The organism is Planococcus wigleyi, from assembly GCF_014836985.1.
GTDB lineage: Bacteria > Bacillota > Bacilli > Bacillales_A > Planococcaceae > Planococcus > Planococcus notacanthi.
In genome coordinates, this window is the sequence record NZ_JACSPU010000004.1 from 430,541 (window position 1) to 445,717 (window position 15,177).

General features: G+C 45.0%; 14 protein-coding genes, 1 tRNA gene and 1 riboswitch. All 15 genes read right to left on the bottom strand.

All coding sequences use genetic code 11. From position 1 onward, the window contains the following. Positions 1 to 205: 205 nt before the first annotated feature. Positions 206 to 1,477 (bottom strand): ATP-dependent protease ATP-binding subunit ClpX, encoded by a 1,272-nt coding sequence (clpX, locus tag H9630_RS13525; RefSeq protein ID WP_191715992.1) that lies wholly within the window; start codon positions 1,475 to 1,477, stop codon positions 206 to 208. A 173-nt stretch (positions 1,478 to 1,650) separates the two neighbouring features. After that, on the bottom strand, positions 1,651 to 2,937 hold the full coding sequence (gene tig / locus H9630_RS13530) for a trigger factor (protein WP_191715993.1): 1,287 nt from the start codon (positions 2,935 to 2,937) through the stop codon (positions 1,651 to 1,653). A gap of 102 nt (positions 2,938 to 3,039) precedes the next feature. Then, the gene (locus H9630_RS13535) at positions 3,040 to 4,020 is read right to left on the bottom strand and encodes a tetratricopeptide repeat protein (protein ID WP_191715994.1); all 981 of its coding nucleotides are present in this window, start codon (positions 4,018 to 4,020) and stop codon (positions 3,040 to 3,042) included. 87 nt (positions 4,021 to 4,107) lie between these two features. Beyond that, on the bottom strand, positions 4,108 to 4,407 hold the full coding sequence (locus H9630_RS13540; RefSeq protein ID WP_191715995.1) for a TIGR04104 family putative zinc finger protein: 300 nt from the start codon (positions 4,405 to 4,407) through the stop codon (positions 4,108 to 4,110). A gap of 205 nt (positions 4,408 to 4,612) precedes the next feature. Beyond that, positions 4,613 to 4,686, bottom strand: a tRNA-Arg gene (locus H9630_RS13545). 144 nt (positions 4,687 to 4,830) lie between these two features. Further along, on the bottom strand, positions 4,831 to 5,436 hold the full coding sequence (locus H9630_RS13550) for an XTP/dITP diphosphatase (RefSeq protein ID WP_191715996.1): 606 nt from the start codon (positions 5,434 to 5,436) through the stop codon (positions 4,831 to 4,833). After that, on the bottom strand, positions 5,433 to 6,182 hold the full coding sequence (gene rph, locus H9630_RS13555; protein WP_191715997.1) for a ribonuclease PH: 750 nt from the start codon (positions 6,180 to 6,182) through the stop codon (positions 5,433 to 5,435). The genes H9630_RS13550 and rph overlap by 4 nt, the downstream gene beginning before the upstream one ends. Before the next feature lie 77 nt (positions 6,183 to 6,259). Further along, positions 6,260 to 7,063 carry a glutamate racemase gene (gene racE, locus H9630_RS13560; RefSeq protein ID WP_191716075.1) on the bottom strand — a complete coding sequence of 268 codons (804 nt, stop codon included), beginning with the start codon at positions 7,061 to 7,063 and terminating at the stop codon, positions 6,260 to 6,262. A gap of 16 nt (positions 7,064 to 7,079) precedes the next feature. After that, positions 7,080 to 7,532, bottom strand: coding sequence for a MarR family winged helix-turn-helix transcriptional regulator (locus H9630_RS13565; protein WP_191715998.1), 453 nt, complete (start codon positions 7,530 to 7,532; stop codon positions 7,080 to 7,082). 74 nt (positions 7,533 to 7,606) lie between these two features. Beyond that, the gene (locus tag H9630_RS13570; RefSeq protein WP_191715999.1) at positions 7,607 to 8,074 is read right to left on the bottom strand and encodes an acyl-CoA thioesterase; all 468 of its coding nucleotides are present in this window, start codon (positions 8,072 to 8,074) and stop codon (positions 7,607 to 7,609) included. 123 nt (positions 8,075 to 8,197) lie between these two features. Beyond that, entirely contained in the window at positions 8,198 to 8,968 is a 771-nt protein-coding gene (sdhB, locus tag H9630_RS13575) for a succinate dehydrogenase iron-sulfur subunit (protein WP_191716000.1), read from the bottom strand. A 22-nt stretch (positions 8,969 to 8,990) separates the two neighbouring features. Continuing rightward, positions 8,991 to 10,739 carry a succinate dehydrogenase flavoprotein subunit gene (gene sdhA, locus H9630_RS13580; RefSeq protein ID WP_191716001.1) on the bottom strand — a complete coding sequence of 583 codons (1,749 nt, stop codon included), beginning with the start codon at positions 10,737 to 10,739 and terminating at the stop codon, positions 8,991 to 8,993. A 45-nt stretch (positions 10,740 to 10,784) separates the two neighbouring features. Further along, positions 10,785 to 11,399 carry a succinate dehydrogenase cytochrome b558 subunit gene (locus tag H9630_RS13585; RefSeq protein WP_191716002.1) on the bottom strand — a complete coding sequence of 205 codons (615 nt, stop codon included), beginning with the start codon at positions 11,397 to 11,399 and terminating at the stop codon, positions 10,785 to 10,787. Between the two features lie 378 nt (positions 11,400 to 11,777). Further along, complete coding sequence (locus H9630_RS13590) at positions 11,778 to 13,016, bottom strand: aspartate kinase (RefSeq protein ID WP_191716003.1); 1,239 nt, start codon at positions 13,014 to 13,016, stop codon at positions 11,778 to 11,780. Positions 13,017 to 13,156: 140 nt separating this feature from the next. Further along, positions 13,157 to 13,332: riboswitch (Lysine riboswitch) on the bottom strand. Between the two features lie 37 nt (positions 13,333 to 13,369). Continuing rightward, positions 13,370 to 15,166 carry an excinuclease ABC subunit UvrC gene (uvrC, locus tag H9630_RS13595; protein ID WP_191716004.1) on the bottom strand — a complete coding sequence of 599 codons (1,797 nt, stop codon included), beginning with the start codon at positions 15,164 to 15,166 and terminating at the stop codon, positions 13,370 to 13,372. Positions 15,167 to 15,177: the final 11 nt, after the last annotated feature.

Below are 15,177 nucleotides of genomic sequence, written 5' to 3' on the forward strand. Positions count from 1 at the left end.
TATTTTCAACAAGAAACAATCGTAAGTAAGTTTTTAAGGTTATAAGACATATCGCAGCCTTGACAGGTGCTTCCGCTTTTCTAATAAAAACGGGCCAACTCCGAAATGCGCGGATGCGCACGATCAGAGTCAGCCCGTATCATCCTTTTGATTGGTTCAACTGCCACTCAGTGAGACTTTTCCACTGCGTGAAGTTCCACTCATTTTACGCGGATGTTTTCTCATTATTGTCGTTGACGAATACGGAGCCATCTTCCAAAATCAGTTTAGGCTGTACGCTATCCGCAACAGTTTCTTTTGTGATGACACATTCAACGATGTCTTCACGTGAAGGCAGGTCAAACATCACTTCAAGCATGATATTCTCGATAATTGAACGAAGTCCACGGGCACCGGTTTTGCGTTCAATTGCCAATTTCGCAATTTCAACAAGTGCACCAGGCTCGAAAGTCAATTTAACGCCATCAAGTTCCATCATCTTCTGATATTGCTTGATCAATGCATTCTTCGGTTCAGTCAAGATTTCAACCAAAGCTTTTTCATCCAATTGCTCAAGGCTTGCCAATACAGGCAAACGGCCGATGAACTCTGGAATCAAACCAAATTTCAACAGATCTTCCGGAATCAATTGGCTAAGCAATGATTTCTCATCCAATTCTTCCTTGTTCGGATCTGCACCGAAACCGATGATTTTATTGCCGAGACGGCGTTTGATGATTTGGTCTACTCCATCGAAAGCACCGCCTACGATGAACAGAACGTTCGTCGTATCGATTTGGATGAATTCCTGATGTGGATGCTTGCGTCCGCCCTGAGGTGGAACACTTGCAGTGGTTCCTTCCAAAATCTTCAGAAGGGCCTGCTGTACGCCTTCACCGGAAACATCGCGTGTAATCGATGGGTTTTCGGATTTGCGTGCCACTTTGTCGATCTCATCAATATAGATGATTCCTTTTTCTGCGCGCTCCACATCATAGTCTGCAGCTTGGATCAGCTTTAGTAGAATGTTTTCTACGTCTTCTCCGACATAACCAGCTTCAGTCAATGAAGTTGCGTCTGCAATCGCAAACGGCACATTCAGAATGCGGGCCAAAGTTTGTGCAAGCAAGGTTTTCCCGCTTCCTGTTGGTCCGATCAACACAATATTAGATTTCGACAACTCGACATCATCGATTTTGCTGTTTGAGTTGACGCGTTTGTAGTGGTTATAAACTGCTACAGCCAACGATTTCTTCGCTTTTTCCTGGCCGATGACATAGCCATTTAAAATATCCAGAATTTCTTTTGGCTTAGGCACTTCTTTGAATTCTACTTCTTCGTCTGTACCAAGCTCTTCTTCTACGATTTCCGTACAAAGCTCAATACATTCGTCACAAATATAAACACCTGGTCCTGCGACCAGTTTACGAACTTGCTCCTGTGGTTTACCACAAAATGAACATTTTAAATGCTCTTTCTCGTCATTGAATTTGAACAATGTATTCACCCCTATTCAAGCCATTATCTTACAAGATTATCGTAATTGTAGCAACTAATTAGATTCACAGTCAATTTCTTGGCATCCTAAGTATAATTCCAGTGTTCTATGTAGTGGAAAACAAGGTGCGTCTCCGCACCTTGTTTCCTAATTCTTTATATGTTGCTTATGTGTTATTCAGCGATTTTAGCGTTGTCCACTAGGAACTCAACTGTGTTCTGCATGCGGATATCGTTCTCAAGCATTTCAGTTCCACCTAGAGCTGTTTTGATCTGTTCAATGTCCATGTTGAATTGACCAGCCATTTTTTCAAGCTCTTTGTCGATGTCTTCTGAAGTAACTTGCATGTTTTCAGCTTCAGCAATAGCTTCAAGTGTCAATGAAACGCGTACGCGTGTTTCAGCATCACCGTGCATTTGCTCACGAAGTGCAGCTTCGTCTTGCCCAGAGAACTGGAAGTATAATTCAAGGTTCATGCCTTGTTGAGTTAAACGCTGTTCGAAATCACTCATCATACGGTCCATTTCTGTGTGGATCATTGCATGAGGAATATCGATTGTTGCGTTTTCAGCAGCTTTTTGAACCAATTCGTCGCGAAGCGTTGCATCAGCAGCAGATTTCTTCTCAGCAATCAGGCTTTCTTTCATTTTCGTGCGAAGCGCTTCAAGGCTTTCCACTTCAGGGTCGATTTCTTTAGCGAACTCGTCGTTCAACTCTGGAAGTTCCTTGCCTTTAACTTCGTTTACTTTCACTTTGAATGTTGCAGCTTTGCCTGCAAGTTCAGCAGCGTGGTATTCTTCTGGGAAAGTGACTTCAACGTCTTTTTCTTCTCCAGCTTTAACGCCTACCAATTGCTCTTCAAATCCAGGGATGAAAGAGTTTGATCCGATTTCAAGGGAATAATCATTTCCTTGGCCGCCTTCAAAAGCTTCTCCATCAACAAATCCTTCGAAATCGATAACAGCTGTATCGCCTTCAACGATTGCTTCGTCTTCTTTAACAGTCAACTCAGCCATACGCTCCTGGTTTTCTTTCAACTGGTTTTCGATGTCTTCGTCAGTCACTTCAGTATCAGGTTTCGATGCTTCAAGACCTTTGTATTCGCCAAGCTCAACTTCTGGTTTTACAATCACTTTCGCTGTAAATACAAGAGGCTGGCCTTTTTCGATTGTTTCAATGTCGATTTCAGGACGGTCAACCGGGTTGATTCCTGCTTCTTCAACTGCATTCGCGTAAGCGTCAGGCAAGATGAAATCCAAAGCGTCCTGGTAAAGTGATTCTACGCCAAAACGTTTTTCGAACATTTGACGAGGCATTTTTCCTTTACGGAAACCTGGTACGTTAATTTCTTTAACAACTTTCTTAAACGCTTTATCAAGACCGGCGTTTACTTCTTCTGCAGGAACTTCAACTGTAAGAACCCCTGTGTTACCTTCTTGTTTTTCCCATTTTGCTGACATATTATAAGCCCTCCAAACATTTTCTACAAAGTCATTTTACGTTTTATACGAATTTTGACAACTTCAATATTATAGCACACATGCCGACAGGTTCAACTATTTCTACCCATTGCGCATTTCGAACCAAAGTTCGGCCTGCTGAATCAGCTCGAGCAGCTTTTCGTCTTCACTGAATGAAGTCATTCCGCTGAACAGCCCTTCTGTGTAATCCATATACCCCTGCGCCACGTCTTCTTCATTATAGTCATCCCAGATGAACGGATACAATAGATAAATATGCCGTTCAAACAGTTCTTTGACCATCTCTAGACGAGTCGGATCCTTCGCCAGCTCGTTGTCGATGATAGCGGTGATTTTCCGGATTCGGCTGTTGTTCACCGGATCCGGCAATTCATTGATGCTGAATGTGCCTTGGTAATGAAATTTTCGGACGGAAACTTCCGCATCGATCTTTTCCTGGAACAGCATGAATAATATGTATGTCTTCGTCAAGAGATCGGCTTCCGGATGTTCGATGATCGCAATCAGCTTCTTCTTCAAAGCCTGATAGGAAGTCGTCGGCAAATCCAGAATCAATTGCTCTTGTTCCGCAGGGTGAAGCGCCAAAAATGTATCGATGGCGTACTTCGAAGCATCCACTTTTTCAGATGCCGCATTTGCTGCAATGCGTTCGTTCAAGTCACGCAATTGCTGGAATTGTTCCAGCCGTTCTTCCGGCAACACTTTTTCTTCTATTAGAGCTTCAATCATTTTTTCCGCTTCTTCAAATTCGCGGACTTGCATCAAAATACTTATGTATAATTCCATCGTTTCCAGGTAATGAATCGGTCCGATCTTCAATAATTCACGGCACACTTCTAGCGCTTCCTGGAATTCCCCAAGCTCATAGAGGCAATAGGCATAACCGCCGAGGGCTGCTGCGTGTTCAGGTTCATATGACAAAACTTGATATAGACTGTCACGGGCATCTTCGTACTTTTCTTCTTTTAAATAGGTCATTCCTTCAGACAACAAACGTGTTACGGTCGTCGGAAAAACAATGACATTCCCCTTGCGCTTTAAATCGCGATATTTCTTCCGCATCCTACCACCTCTTTTGTATCTCATAATCATATCATATTCCCGTTAGAGCGAAAATAAAAACCTTATTGTTGGAATAATGATTGCCCATCACCACAAAGCTTTCTGTTCGCTGGTCAGTTGCAGAAATTTCGGAATCAGGGACAGGCCAATTGCCAACAATCCAATCATCATGCCGACTGTATAAACCAATGGAAAATCCAAAATGACTGCAAATGGCAAAGGCAAAAGAATCATCCAATTGATCAGCGTCATTCGTTGCCGAGATCTTGGTGTTGCATATTGACTGCCTTTGCAATTCGGACAGTGCATGGGGCCATGGATTTTCCAGGAGGCCATGATCGACTGCTTCCAAGTCCATTGAGTTCCGCATCTTTCACATACTGGCATAAAAAAACCTCCTTATAAGTATTACGTCTTAAGCAGGATTTAGTTTCACTCTCCTTAAAATTCACGCCAAAAGCGAATATAAAAAGCCATATAGAAGCCGGTAGTTCAGAGATGAAAAATCACCTGTTGCATACACAAAGAAACCTCCCCGCCGTTCAATGAACGATGAGGAGGTTTCTTTCGTGTACTATGTACATTCCTATAATGTCCCAGGAGGGATTCGAACCCCCGACCGACGCCTTAGAAGGGCGTTGCTCTATCCAGCTGAGCTACTGAGACCAAAGCTTTCTTAGAGTCCAGACTGTGGCGCCTGCTGATGCTGGCGGCTTCGCTTTTCTAACGAAAGACAATTTTAATTATAGAAATGATTTGAATAAAAGTCAATGCTATTTTAAAAAAACATTAAAATTAATTTACAGGCATTTATTCTTGTTTATTCATCCATGTCGGCAGGCTTTCCTGCAACTTGCGCAAAGCATTGCCGCGGTGAGAGATTGCCGCTTTTTCATGAGGCTCAAGTTCAGCCATTGCTTTATCCTGTTCAGGCACGAAGAAAATCGGATCGTAGCCAAAACCATGATTGCCTCGGCGCTCATGAAGGATCATTCCTTCGCATGACCCCGAAAAGGTTTCGGTCTTCTGTCCAGGAGCTGCGACAGCCAACACACACCGGAAACGCGCTGTACGCTCGCTGTCCGGCACGCCACTCAATTTCTCGAGCACTTTGTCGATATTTGCGTCATCGCTCTTAGCGAGGCCTGCATAGCGCGCTGAGTAGACCCCCGGTTCCCCGTTCAACGCGTCAATTTCCAATCCACTGTCGTCTGATATAACCGGGATGCCAAGCGCATCCGCTACAGCTTCAGCTTTCAAAATAGCATTTTCTTCAAATGTCACGCCTGTTTCTTCCACGTCCATATCCTCTGCCACGTCCCGCAAAGTCAGCACTTCATAGCCGAATGGAGACAGCATGGTTTCGAAATCTTTGGCTTTGCCTTTGTTTTGAGTTGCGATTACGATTTTTTTCATAGTTCTGCCGGCACCTTTTCACCAACACGCAAAGCGATTTCACCCAATGCCTGACGCTGCATGGCAATCAATTGGCTGATTCCCGCTTCTCCAAGATCCAATAACTCATTCAATTGGGCACGTGTGAAAGTGGATTCTTCGCCTGTTCCCTGCAATTCCACAAAATGGCCTGCACCGGTCATCACCAAGTTCATATCAACTTCCGCACTTGAATCTTCAACGTAATTCAAATCAAGGATCGGTCCATTTTCAGCAGAAACGCCTACACTTGTCGCTGCAAGAAAATCCGTTACCGGGAATGCCGGCAATTCTAATTTGCTGATGGCCATTGTCATCGCGATAAAAGCGCCTGTAATGGATGCTGTGCGCGTTCCACCGTCCGCCTGGATCACGTCGCAGTCAATCCATAAAGTACGCTCACCCAGCTTCTCCAGGTCGACTACAGCACGCAATGCACGGCCAATCAGGCGTTGGATTTCCATTGTGCGTCCGCCAATTTTGCCGGCTGAAGCCTCGCGGCGGTTCCGGCTGTTGGTAGCGCGCGGCAGCATGGAGTACTCAGCAGTAATCCAGCCTTTGCCTTGCCCGCGTAAAAAGCCGGGTACTTTATCTTCAATCGTCGCTGTACAAATGACTTTTGTCTGTCCGACAGTAATCAGAACCGAGCCTTCCGGATGAATCAAGTAGTCGACGTCCACTGATACGGGACGCAGTTCGTTTGTTTGTCTATTATCTATTCGTGTCATAAAAATCCTCCTCATATATGCTCAAATAGCTTACCATATTTCCCTGACAACAACAAAAACCTGACAGCCGGAAGCCATCAGGTTTTGGGAAAGCGAATCGAATGGATCAGCGGTTCCTCAATCCCCAGCCATTTCTGGATGATGGAACCGAAAATCTGTGTAGAGCCTGATGTATAAAAACGATGCACCGGCGGCTGCTTCCATTCTGCGAATTGATCTTTATAGCTCAAGTAACGTTCTACATCCTTTGCTGTCTCTTCTGCTGAAGATAACACATGGACCGTATCACCAAGAACTTCTTCAATAAATCCCTGCAGCAACGGATAATGGGTACAGCCTAAAATGGCGGTATCGAATTCTTCATGGGCAATTGTCGCTAACGTATCCTGGACAATGCGGTGAGCGAATTCACCTTCGTATTCATCACTTTCAACCAAAGGAACGAAACGCGGGCATGCCAGCTGCACGACGTGGGAAGCAGAAACGAGCGACAAGATTGCTTTCTCGTAGGCACCGCTTTGCACTGTCCCTAAAGTGCCCAAAACGGCAATGTTTTTTGTTGTTGATGATTTGATTGCAGCTCTGGCTCCAGGAAAGATTACACCGATTACAGGGATCGGCAAGTGTTTCTGAAGAGAATACAGCGCTGCTGCTGTTGCGGTATTGCAAGCGATGACCAGCATTTTTATATTCTTTTTCATCAATGCATTAGCCATTTGCCACGTATAGGTCCGTACTTCCGAAAGCGGACGCGGGCCATAAGGGCACCTGGCATTATCACCGATATAGTAAATTTGCTCATTCGGCAATAGTTTCATTATTTCCTTTGCGACGGTAAGTCCACCGACTCCTGAATCAATTACTCCGATTGGCGCATTCAACGTCATCGCCTCTATCCTATTTCATGTTTGTATGCAGTTTCTCAAGCAAAGCTGCAAATTGTTCCGCTTCGTCTACTGTGAAATCCGCTAATACCGTTTTCAAATATTCCTGGCGCTTTTGAATCACTTCTTCAATGACCCGCTCGCCTTCTTTTAATAATTTGATCCGCACGACACGGCGATCCTGTTCTTCACGGATACGGACAACGAGTTCGTTCTTTTCCATGCGATCGACCAGATCCGTCGTTGTGCTGAACGCTAAATACATCTTGTTCGACAAATCGCCGATGGTCATGTCGCCATGTTCAAACAGCCATTGCAATGCAACGAATTGAGGTGGTGTAATCGTATAGGAATTCAGAATCTCCCGGCCTTTTTGCTTAATGATCCCTGAAATGTAACGCAGTTCCTTTTCCATGAATGCGATACGTTCTGAATCATGGCTGATGCCTTGCTTGTCATCATTCATTAATAATTACCACTCCTTGAAAAACCATCTTCTTCTTATAGTGAAGGTTTTTTATTGATATAGCAAGAACTCACTTATTTTTTAACGGTCGCCAACTGTTCGGCACGCAGCAATTCGATGTCTTGCTCGGACCAAGGATGGCCTTTTCCAGTCTTTTTCGAAATCTGGACGATCGTCCCTCTCCCAGTGAAACATGTTTCCTCTTTTTCGTTGACAGTCCAATAATGGACATCTGCCGAAGAAGTTCCGACACGCGCGATTTTGACGTAGACACTCAATTTTTCATCAAAAAAGACTTGCTGCACAAAATCCACTTGCATATCCGCGACGACAGGAAATAATTCATTGCCAGCTTCCAACCAGCGCTGCATCAAACCCATCTCTTTCATGAATTCAATCCGTGCAAATTCAAAATAAGCGATCGGTACCGTGTTGTTCACATGACCGAACATATCGGTTTCAGAAAACCGCACTTGCACCGGAGCGGAAAAGGAAAATTCCCGGCTCCACTCATTGAAATTCTCAATATAATTTGCTTTCATCGAAAAAACCTCCACTGGCTCAACTTCTTCATTTTCCTAGTATATCAAAAACTTGAGAAAAGAGCAGGCATTTTCTAAACAGGACAAAATAAAAACCCCGCCGCAGCGGGGTTTTAGTGGATACTAGTCAACCATTCTGTCGCTTCCGAAGAAGTTCCGGAACATTTGAACAGTCGTGTCGCGGTTCAACGCTGCGATTGAAGTTGTCAAAGGAATTCCTTTTGGACAAGACTCCACACAGTTTTGAGAGTTACCGCAGCTTGCAAGTCCGCCTTCACCCATGATCGCATTCAAACGTGCATCGCGGTTCATTGCTCCCGTTGGATGCGCGTTCATCAAGCGAACTTGTGAAAGTGGTGCAGCTCCGATGAAATCGGATTTATCGTTGACGTTCGGGCATGCTTCAAGACATACACCGCAAGTCATACATTTAGACAATTCGTAAGCCCATTGGCGCTTGCGCTCAGGCATACGTGGTCCGTCTCCAAGGTCATGCGTACCATCGATCGGCACCCATGCTTTAACTTTCTTCAACGAGTCGAACATACGGCTGCGGTCAATGACAAGGTCACGGACAACAGGGAATGTCTTCATCGGCTGAAGGCGGATTGGCTGTTCCAACTGATCGACCAAAGCAGTACATGATTGACGCGCTTTGCCATTGATGACCATTGAACATGCTCCACAAACCTCTTCCAGACAGTTCATGTCCCAGTTTACAGGAGTGGTTTTCTTCCCTTCCATGTTGACAGGGTTACGGCGAATTTCCATCAATGCCGAGATGACATTCATATTCGCTTTATATGGCAATTCGAACTTTTCCCAATACGAATTCTCATCCGTAGAGTTTCGGCGTTCGATTTCAAATATAACCGTCTTTGCTGCTTCACCCATGGTAAATTAGCTCCCTTCTAGATTATGCTTTTGCTGAGTAATCACGTTTGCGCGGTGGAATCAACGATGTATCGACTTCTTCATAGTGGAAGATAGGTGCATCATTGCCATTAAATTTAGCCATAGTCGTTTTAAGGAATTCTTCGTCATTACGATCCGGGAATTCCGGTTTGTAGTGAGCTCCGCGGCTTTCGTTACGGTTAAGCGCTCCGATTGTGATCACTCGTGCTAAATGTAGCATATTTCGCAACTGGCGTGTAAACATTGCGCCTTGGTTGCTCCAAAGCTGTGTATCAGTAATATTGATATGGTTGAAACGTTCAAGCAGTTCCTGGAGTTTCTCATCCGTCTTCTGCAAACGATCATTGTAGCGTACTACTGTTACATTGTCCGTCATCCATTCGCCAAGCTCTTTGTGGAGGACATAAGCGTTTTCTGTGCCGTTCAATGCAAGGATTTCTTCCCATTTGCGCTGCTCTTCTGCTTCGTATTTTTCATAAATAGCCGAAGGAAGATCTTCTGCCAACACATCAAGGCCATTTACATATTCAATAGCGTTTGGTCCTGCGACCATACCGCCGTAAATCGCTGAAAGCAATGAGTTCGCACCTAGACGGTTACCGCCGTGTTGAGAATAATCACATTCACCCGCTGCCAAAACGCCAGGGATGCTTGTCATTTGGTGGTCATCGACCCATAATCCACCCATTGAATAATGGACAGCCGGGAAGATTTTCATTGGTACTTTGCGAGGGTCATCACCAGTGAATTTCTCGTAGATCTCAATGATGCCGCCTAGTTTGATATCAAGCTCTTTAGGATCTTTGTGTGAAAGATCCAGGTAGACCATGTTCTCGCCATTAATGCCGAGTTTTTGGTTGACGCAGACATCGAAGATTTCACGTGTTGCAATATCACGTGGAACCAGGTTTCCGTAAGCTGGATATTTTTCTTCAAGGAAATACCAAGGCTTGCCGTCTTTGTATGTCCAAATACGTCCGCCTTCCCCACGAGCTGATTCTGACATTAAGCGCAGTTTATCGTCTCCTGGAATCGCTGTCGGGTGAATTTGGATAAATTCGCCGTTTGCGTAGTATGCACCTTGCTGATAGACGATAGAAGCCGCTGAACCTGTATTGATGACAGAGTTCGTCGATTTCCCGAAAATGATCCCCGGTCCGCCAGTTGCCATGATGATAGCATCTGCACGGAACGATTTGATTTCCATAGTCGTCATATTTTGAGCTGTGATCCCTTTGCCGACGCCTTGCTCGTCAAGAACAAGACCCAGGAATTCCCAGCCTTCGTATTTCGTGATCAGTCCGCTCACTTCGTAGCGGCGAACTTGCTCGTCCAATGCGTATAGCAATTGCTGGCCAGTTGTTGCACCGGCAAATGCTGTTCTGTGGTACATCGTTCCACCAAAGCGGCGGAAGTCCAAAAGGCCTTCCGGCGTACGGTTGAACATAACGCCCATGCGGTCAAACATCCGGATAATTCCAGGTGCTGCATCCGCCATTGCTTTTACGGGACGCTGATTCGCAAGGAAGTCGCCTCCGTATACAGTATCATCAAAGTGAATATCCGGGGAATCCCCTTCACCTTTTGTATTAACCGCTCCGTTGATCCCGCCTTGCGCACATACTGAGTGGGACCGTTTAACGGGAACGATTGAAAATAAATCGACGGAAGAACCTGCTTCTGCAACTTTAATTGCTGCCATTAGGCCAGCTAGGCCGCCACCGACGATCGTAATTTTGCCCTTCGCCATGTTAGTATTCACTCCTCTTTTAGTTCACCAATGATTGAAACATTCTTAAACGAATGCAAACAATGCTCTGATACCAATGATCGATAATACAATAAATACTAGAAGTGTGAAATATGTTGCATTTCGTTGAGATGCTTCGGATTGTGTGATTCCCCATGTAACAAGGAAAGACCAAAGTCCGTTTGATAAATGGAAGACTGCAGCCAAGACACCGACGATGTAGAATGCCAGCATGAACGGGTTGCTTAAAATGTTTTCCATCATGTTGAAATCAGCTGCAGCAGCTGCTCCGATTGCAACTTGGAATCTTGTTTCAAATACGTGCCAAGCGATGAAGACTACAAGGAAGACACCTGTATAGCGCTGTGCAACGAACAGAATGTTGCGCAAATAGCTATAATGGCCAGGATTGTTCTTCGAAGTAAACGCTATGTATAGGCCATAAAACGCATGATACAAGATTGGTAAATAGATGACAAAAATCTCCAGGAAAATGACGAATGGAAGATTAGCCATAAATTCGGATGCTTTATTGAATGACTCCACACCCTGAGTTGCAAAATGGTTGACGATTAAGTGCTGCGTTAAGAATAAACCGATAGGAATGATCCCCAACAATGAGTGCAGCCTGCGCATTAAAAATTCACGATTGTTATCCAAAATTTTACCCCCCTCAAAACATTGATTGGCAGCGTCCAGAGCAAACGAAAAATTGACGAAAGCACCTGAAGCCGCAACACCATCATGATACAAGAATATGACATATTTATTGTACTCCCCCCCTCTGAGAGCGTCAAGGCAACGAATCCCTTTTAAACAGATAGTTATTACATTAAAAAGGGGGGCTTCACGCCGCATAAGGGGGAAAACCTATGTGAATGTAACCGTTTTATTAGATTTATGCGAAAAAGCGATTCTCTAATTGAGAATCGCTTTTTCAGCTGTTTCTGCTGTATTCCACTGTTGTCGGGATTATCGCAGCATTGCTATTGAGAATTTGAACATTTTGTGAATATTTTCACGTACACCGTTTTTAATTCAAGATATGTCTTGATGCACCTGAAGTTCTGAAAGTCCATAGGCCTCGTGCAAAGCATTTGCCGATTTCTTCATATCCGTTTCCGGCACTACCACTGAAATTTTGATCTCAGATGTGCTGACCATCTTCACTGGGATGTCTTGACTTCTCAAAATATCAAACATCCGTGCAGCCACCCCTGGATTTGATACCATGCCTGACCCGACAATGGAGACTTTCGATAGGCCGATTTCCACATTCATGGAAAGAAAGCCAATATCACTTTGAGCTTCAGTCAACACGCGGCGTGTTTCTTCCAAGCTTTCCTGGCTGATGGAAAACGATACCGAAGGAGGAAATTCATCACTGATGCTTTGAACAATAATATCAACGTCGATCTGATTTTCTGCCAACTTGGTAAAAATATTTGCCAGCGATCCGTTAAACGGTTTTTTGTAAATGACAGTTACACGCGCTACCCCAGGTTCGAACGCTACACCTCTGACGATTAAGTTTTTTTCCACAGTGATCACCTCTTGTATGATTGTGCCAGGCTCGTCTGAATAACTTGCTCTGACCGATAATGGTACGCGATTGTTTTTTGCGAATTCAACTGCACGCGGGTGTAGCACACCTGCTCCCAGATTAGCGAGTTCGAGCATTTCGTCATATGAAATCTGTTCCAGCTTCCGTGCACCTGTTACAAAACGTGGATCGGAAGTGTAGACACCGTCGACATCGGTATAGATTTCGCATTTTTCAGCTCCGAGCGCTGCCGCAAGTGCGACTGCGGTCGTATCGGAACCTCCCCGGCCAAGGGTGGTGATGTTACCGATTTTATCTACCCCTTGGAATCCAGCCACTACACATAAATAACCATTGTCAAGCACGCGTTCAAGCCGTTCCGTGTGAATTTGTTCAATCCGGGCATTTCGCGGAACAGACTCTGTTTCAATTCCGGCTTGCCACCCCGTAAACGATAGCGCTTCATGGCCAAGCTTCTTAAAGGCCATAGCCAGTAACGAGATGGTAATCTGCTCGCCTGTAGCCAATAGCATATCCATTTCCCGTTTCGGCGGCTCAGCTGAGATTTCCCCTGCTAACCCAAGCAGCGTATCTGTTGTCTTGCCCATTGCCGAAACCACAATGACTACGCGTTTTCCTTTTTCTTTTTCTCGAATGGCTCTTTCTGCCACTCCAATGATTTTCTCAGGTGTAGCAACAGACGTGCCTCCAAATTTCATGACGATCGTTTCCATTCCATCCACTCCCACATTTAGTATGTGGCCCTCAACATGCCTAGCCAGGAAACAGCATAACTCCCGGGCAAAGACACAAAAAGAGGCAGCTCACCGCAACCGCGGCAAACTACCTCTTTTATCATGTACGAAAAACGTCCATGTGAGATAGCCCTCCAGAGATTGACTCTGACAGCTCTGCACTTCTTAAATGCAGAACCAGCATGCGAAACAGCAGTAAATACGCACACTTCGGCGACCGCCCCTTTCAACATTCTTCACGGATTCTGCAAATCTCCAAATGCTTACTATTGACGTTCGCGCCTCTATCATCACTTTTCCAAGTGATTCAATTATGGTCTTACGATAACATGTTATGAATCGCTTGGCAATGTCTCCTCAGCAAAATGCTGATTGATGGATGTCGCCAAAGCTAACGGGATTCCCGCTTGTTGAATATCTTCTATAGAAGCTTCTTTTATTTTTTTGACGGAACCGAAATGCTTCAGCAATTGCTGTTTGCGTTTCGGGCCAACTCCTTCAAGGCCATCCAAAGCGGACTGGATCGAATTCTTGCCGCGCAGCTGCCGGTGGAACGTGATAACGAAACGGTGGACTTCATCTTGAATGCGCTGCATCAAGTAAAATGCTTCGCTGGTCCGTTTCAACGGAACCACTTCAGGAGGTGAACCATAGAGCAATTGGGACGTTTGGTGCTTGGCGTCTTTTGCCAAACCGGCAATCGGAATCGACAAGCCGAGTTCATCTTCCAGAATTTCACGGGCTGATTCCATTTGTCCCTTGCCGCCATCAATGACAATCAAATCCGGCAAAGGCAATCCATCTTTCAAGACCCGTGAATAGCGCCGGCGGATCACTTCACGCATCGCTGCATAATCATCGGGCTTGGAAGCGTTTCGCGTTTTGTATTTCCGGTAATCTTTTTTAGAAGGCTTGCCGTCAATGAACGTAATCATTGCAGACACCGCATCGGCACCTTGAATATGCGAGTTGTCGAACGCTTCGATGCGCAAAGGCGTTTCAATGTTCATTGCTTCACCTAAATCTACGCATGCACCGACTGTCCGTTCTTCCTGGCGCTCCAATAGCTGAAATTTCTCTTTAATGGCAATCTCGGCATTTTTCTTCGCCAACGCCACCAAATCTTTTTTCTTGCCGCGCTGCGGAACGAGCACCCGGACTCCGAGCCATTCTTTCAGCATATCCGGATCGTCCGCTTCCGGAAGGAGAATTTCATTGGGCTTAACATGGTTCGGTTTTTCGTAAAACTGGCCAAGATAAGTCAAAAATTCTTCTTCCGGGTCCCGGTAAAGCGGGAAAAGCGAAACATCCCGTTCAATCAATTTGCCTTGGCGCACAAAAAAGACCTGCACACACATCCAGCCTTTATCGACCGCATAAGCAAATACATCGCGATTGGTGAAATCATTCATCGCCATTTTCTGTTTTTCCATAACGGTTTCAATCATCGAAATTTGGTCACGGTATTCCTTGGCCCGCTCAAATTCCAGATTTTCTGCCGCTTCAGACATTTTCTCGACCAATTCCTGTTTGACTTCACGAAAACCGCCATTTAGAAATTTGCTGATGCCGTCGATCATTTCCTGATAGGTTTCTTTTTCTACAGGCTTGACGCATGGCGCAAGACATTGCCCCAAATGATAATACAAACAAACCCGGTCCGGCATGGTATGGCATTTCCGCAATGGGTACAGGCGGTCCAGCAACTTTTTCGTCTCTGCCGCGGCATAAGCATTCGGATACGGACCGAAATACTTGCCTTTGTCTTTTTTGACATGTCTGGTCGTAATCAGCTTCGGATGGCGCTCACCGGTAATCTTTAAATACGGATAGCTTTTGTCATCTTTCAGCATGATGTTGTATTTCGGATCGTATTTCTTGATCAAATTCAATTCAAGAATCAGCGCTTCCTTATCGGAAGATGTCACGATGTATTCGAAATCCTCGATTTCATTGACCAAACGCTGGGTTTTTGCATCGTGGCTTCCCGTAAAGTAGGAGCGCACGCGATTTTTAAGAACTTTCGCCTTGCCGACATAAATGACGGTATTCTGGCGGTCCTTCATCAAATAACAGCCTGGTTGATCAGGCAATATTGCTAATTTATGCTGAATCAATTCGTTAGCCATCTTTTATCTCA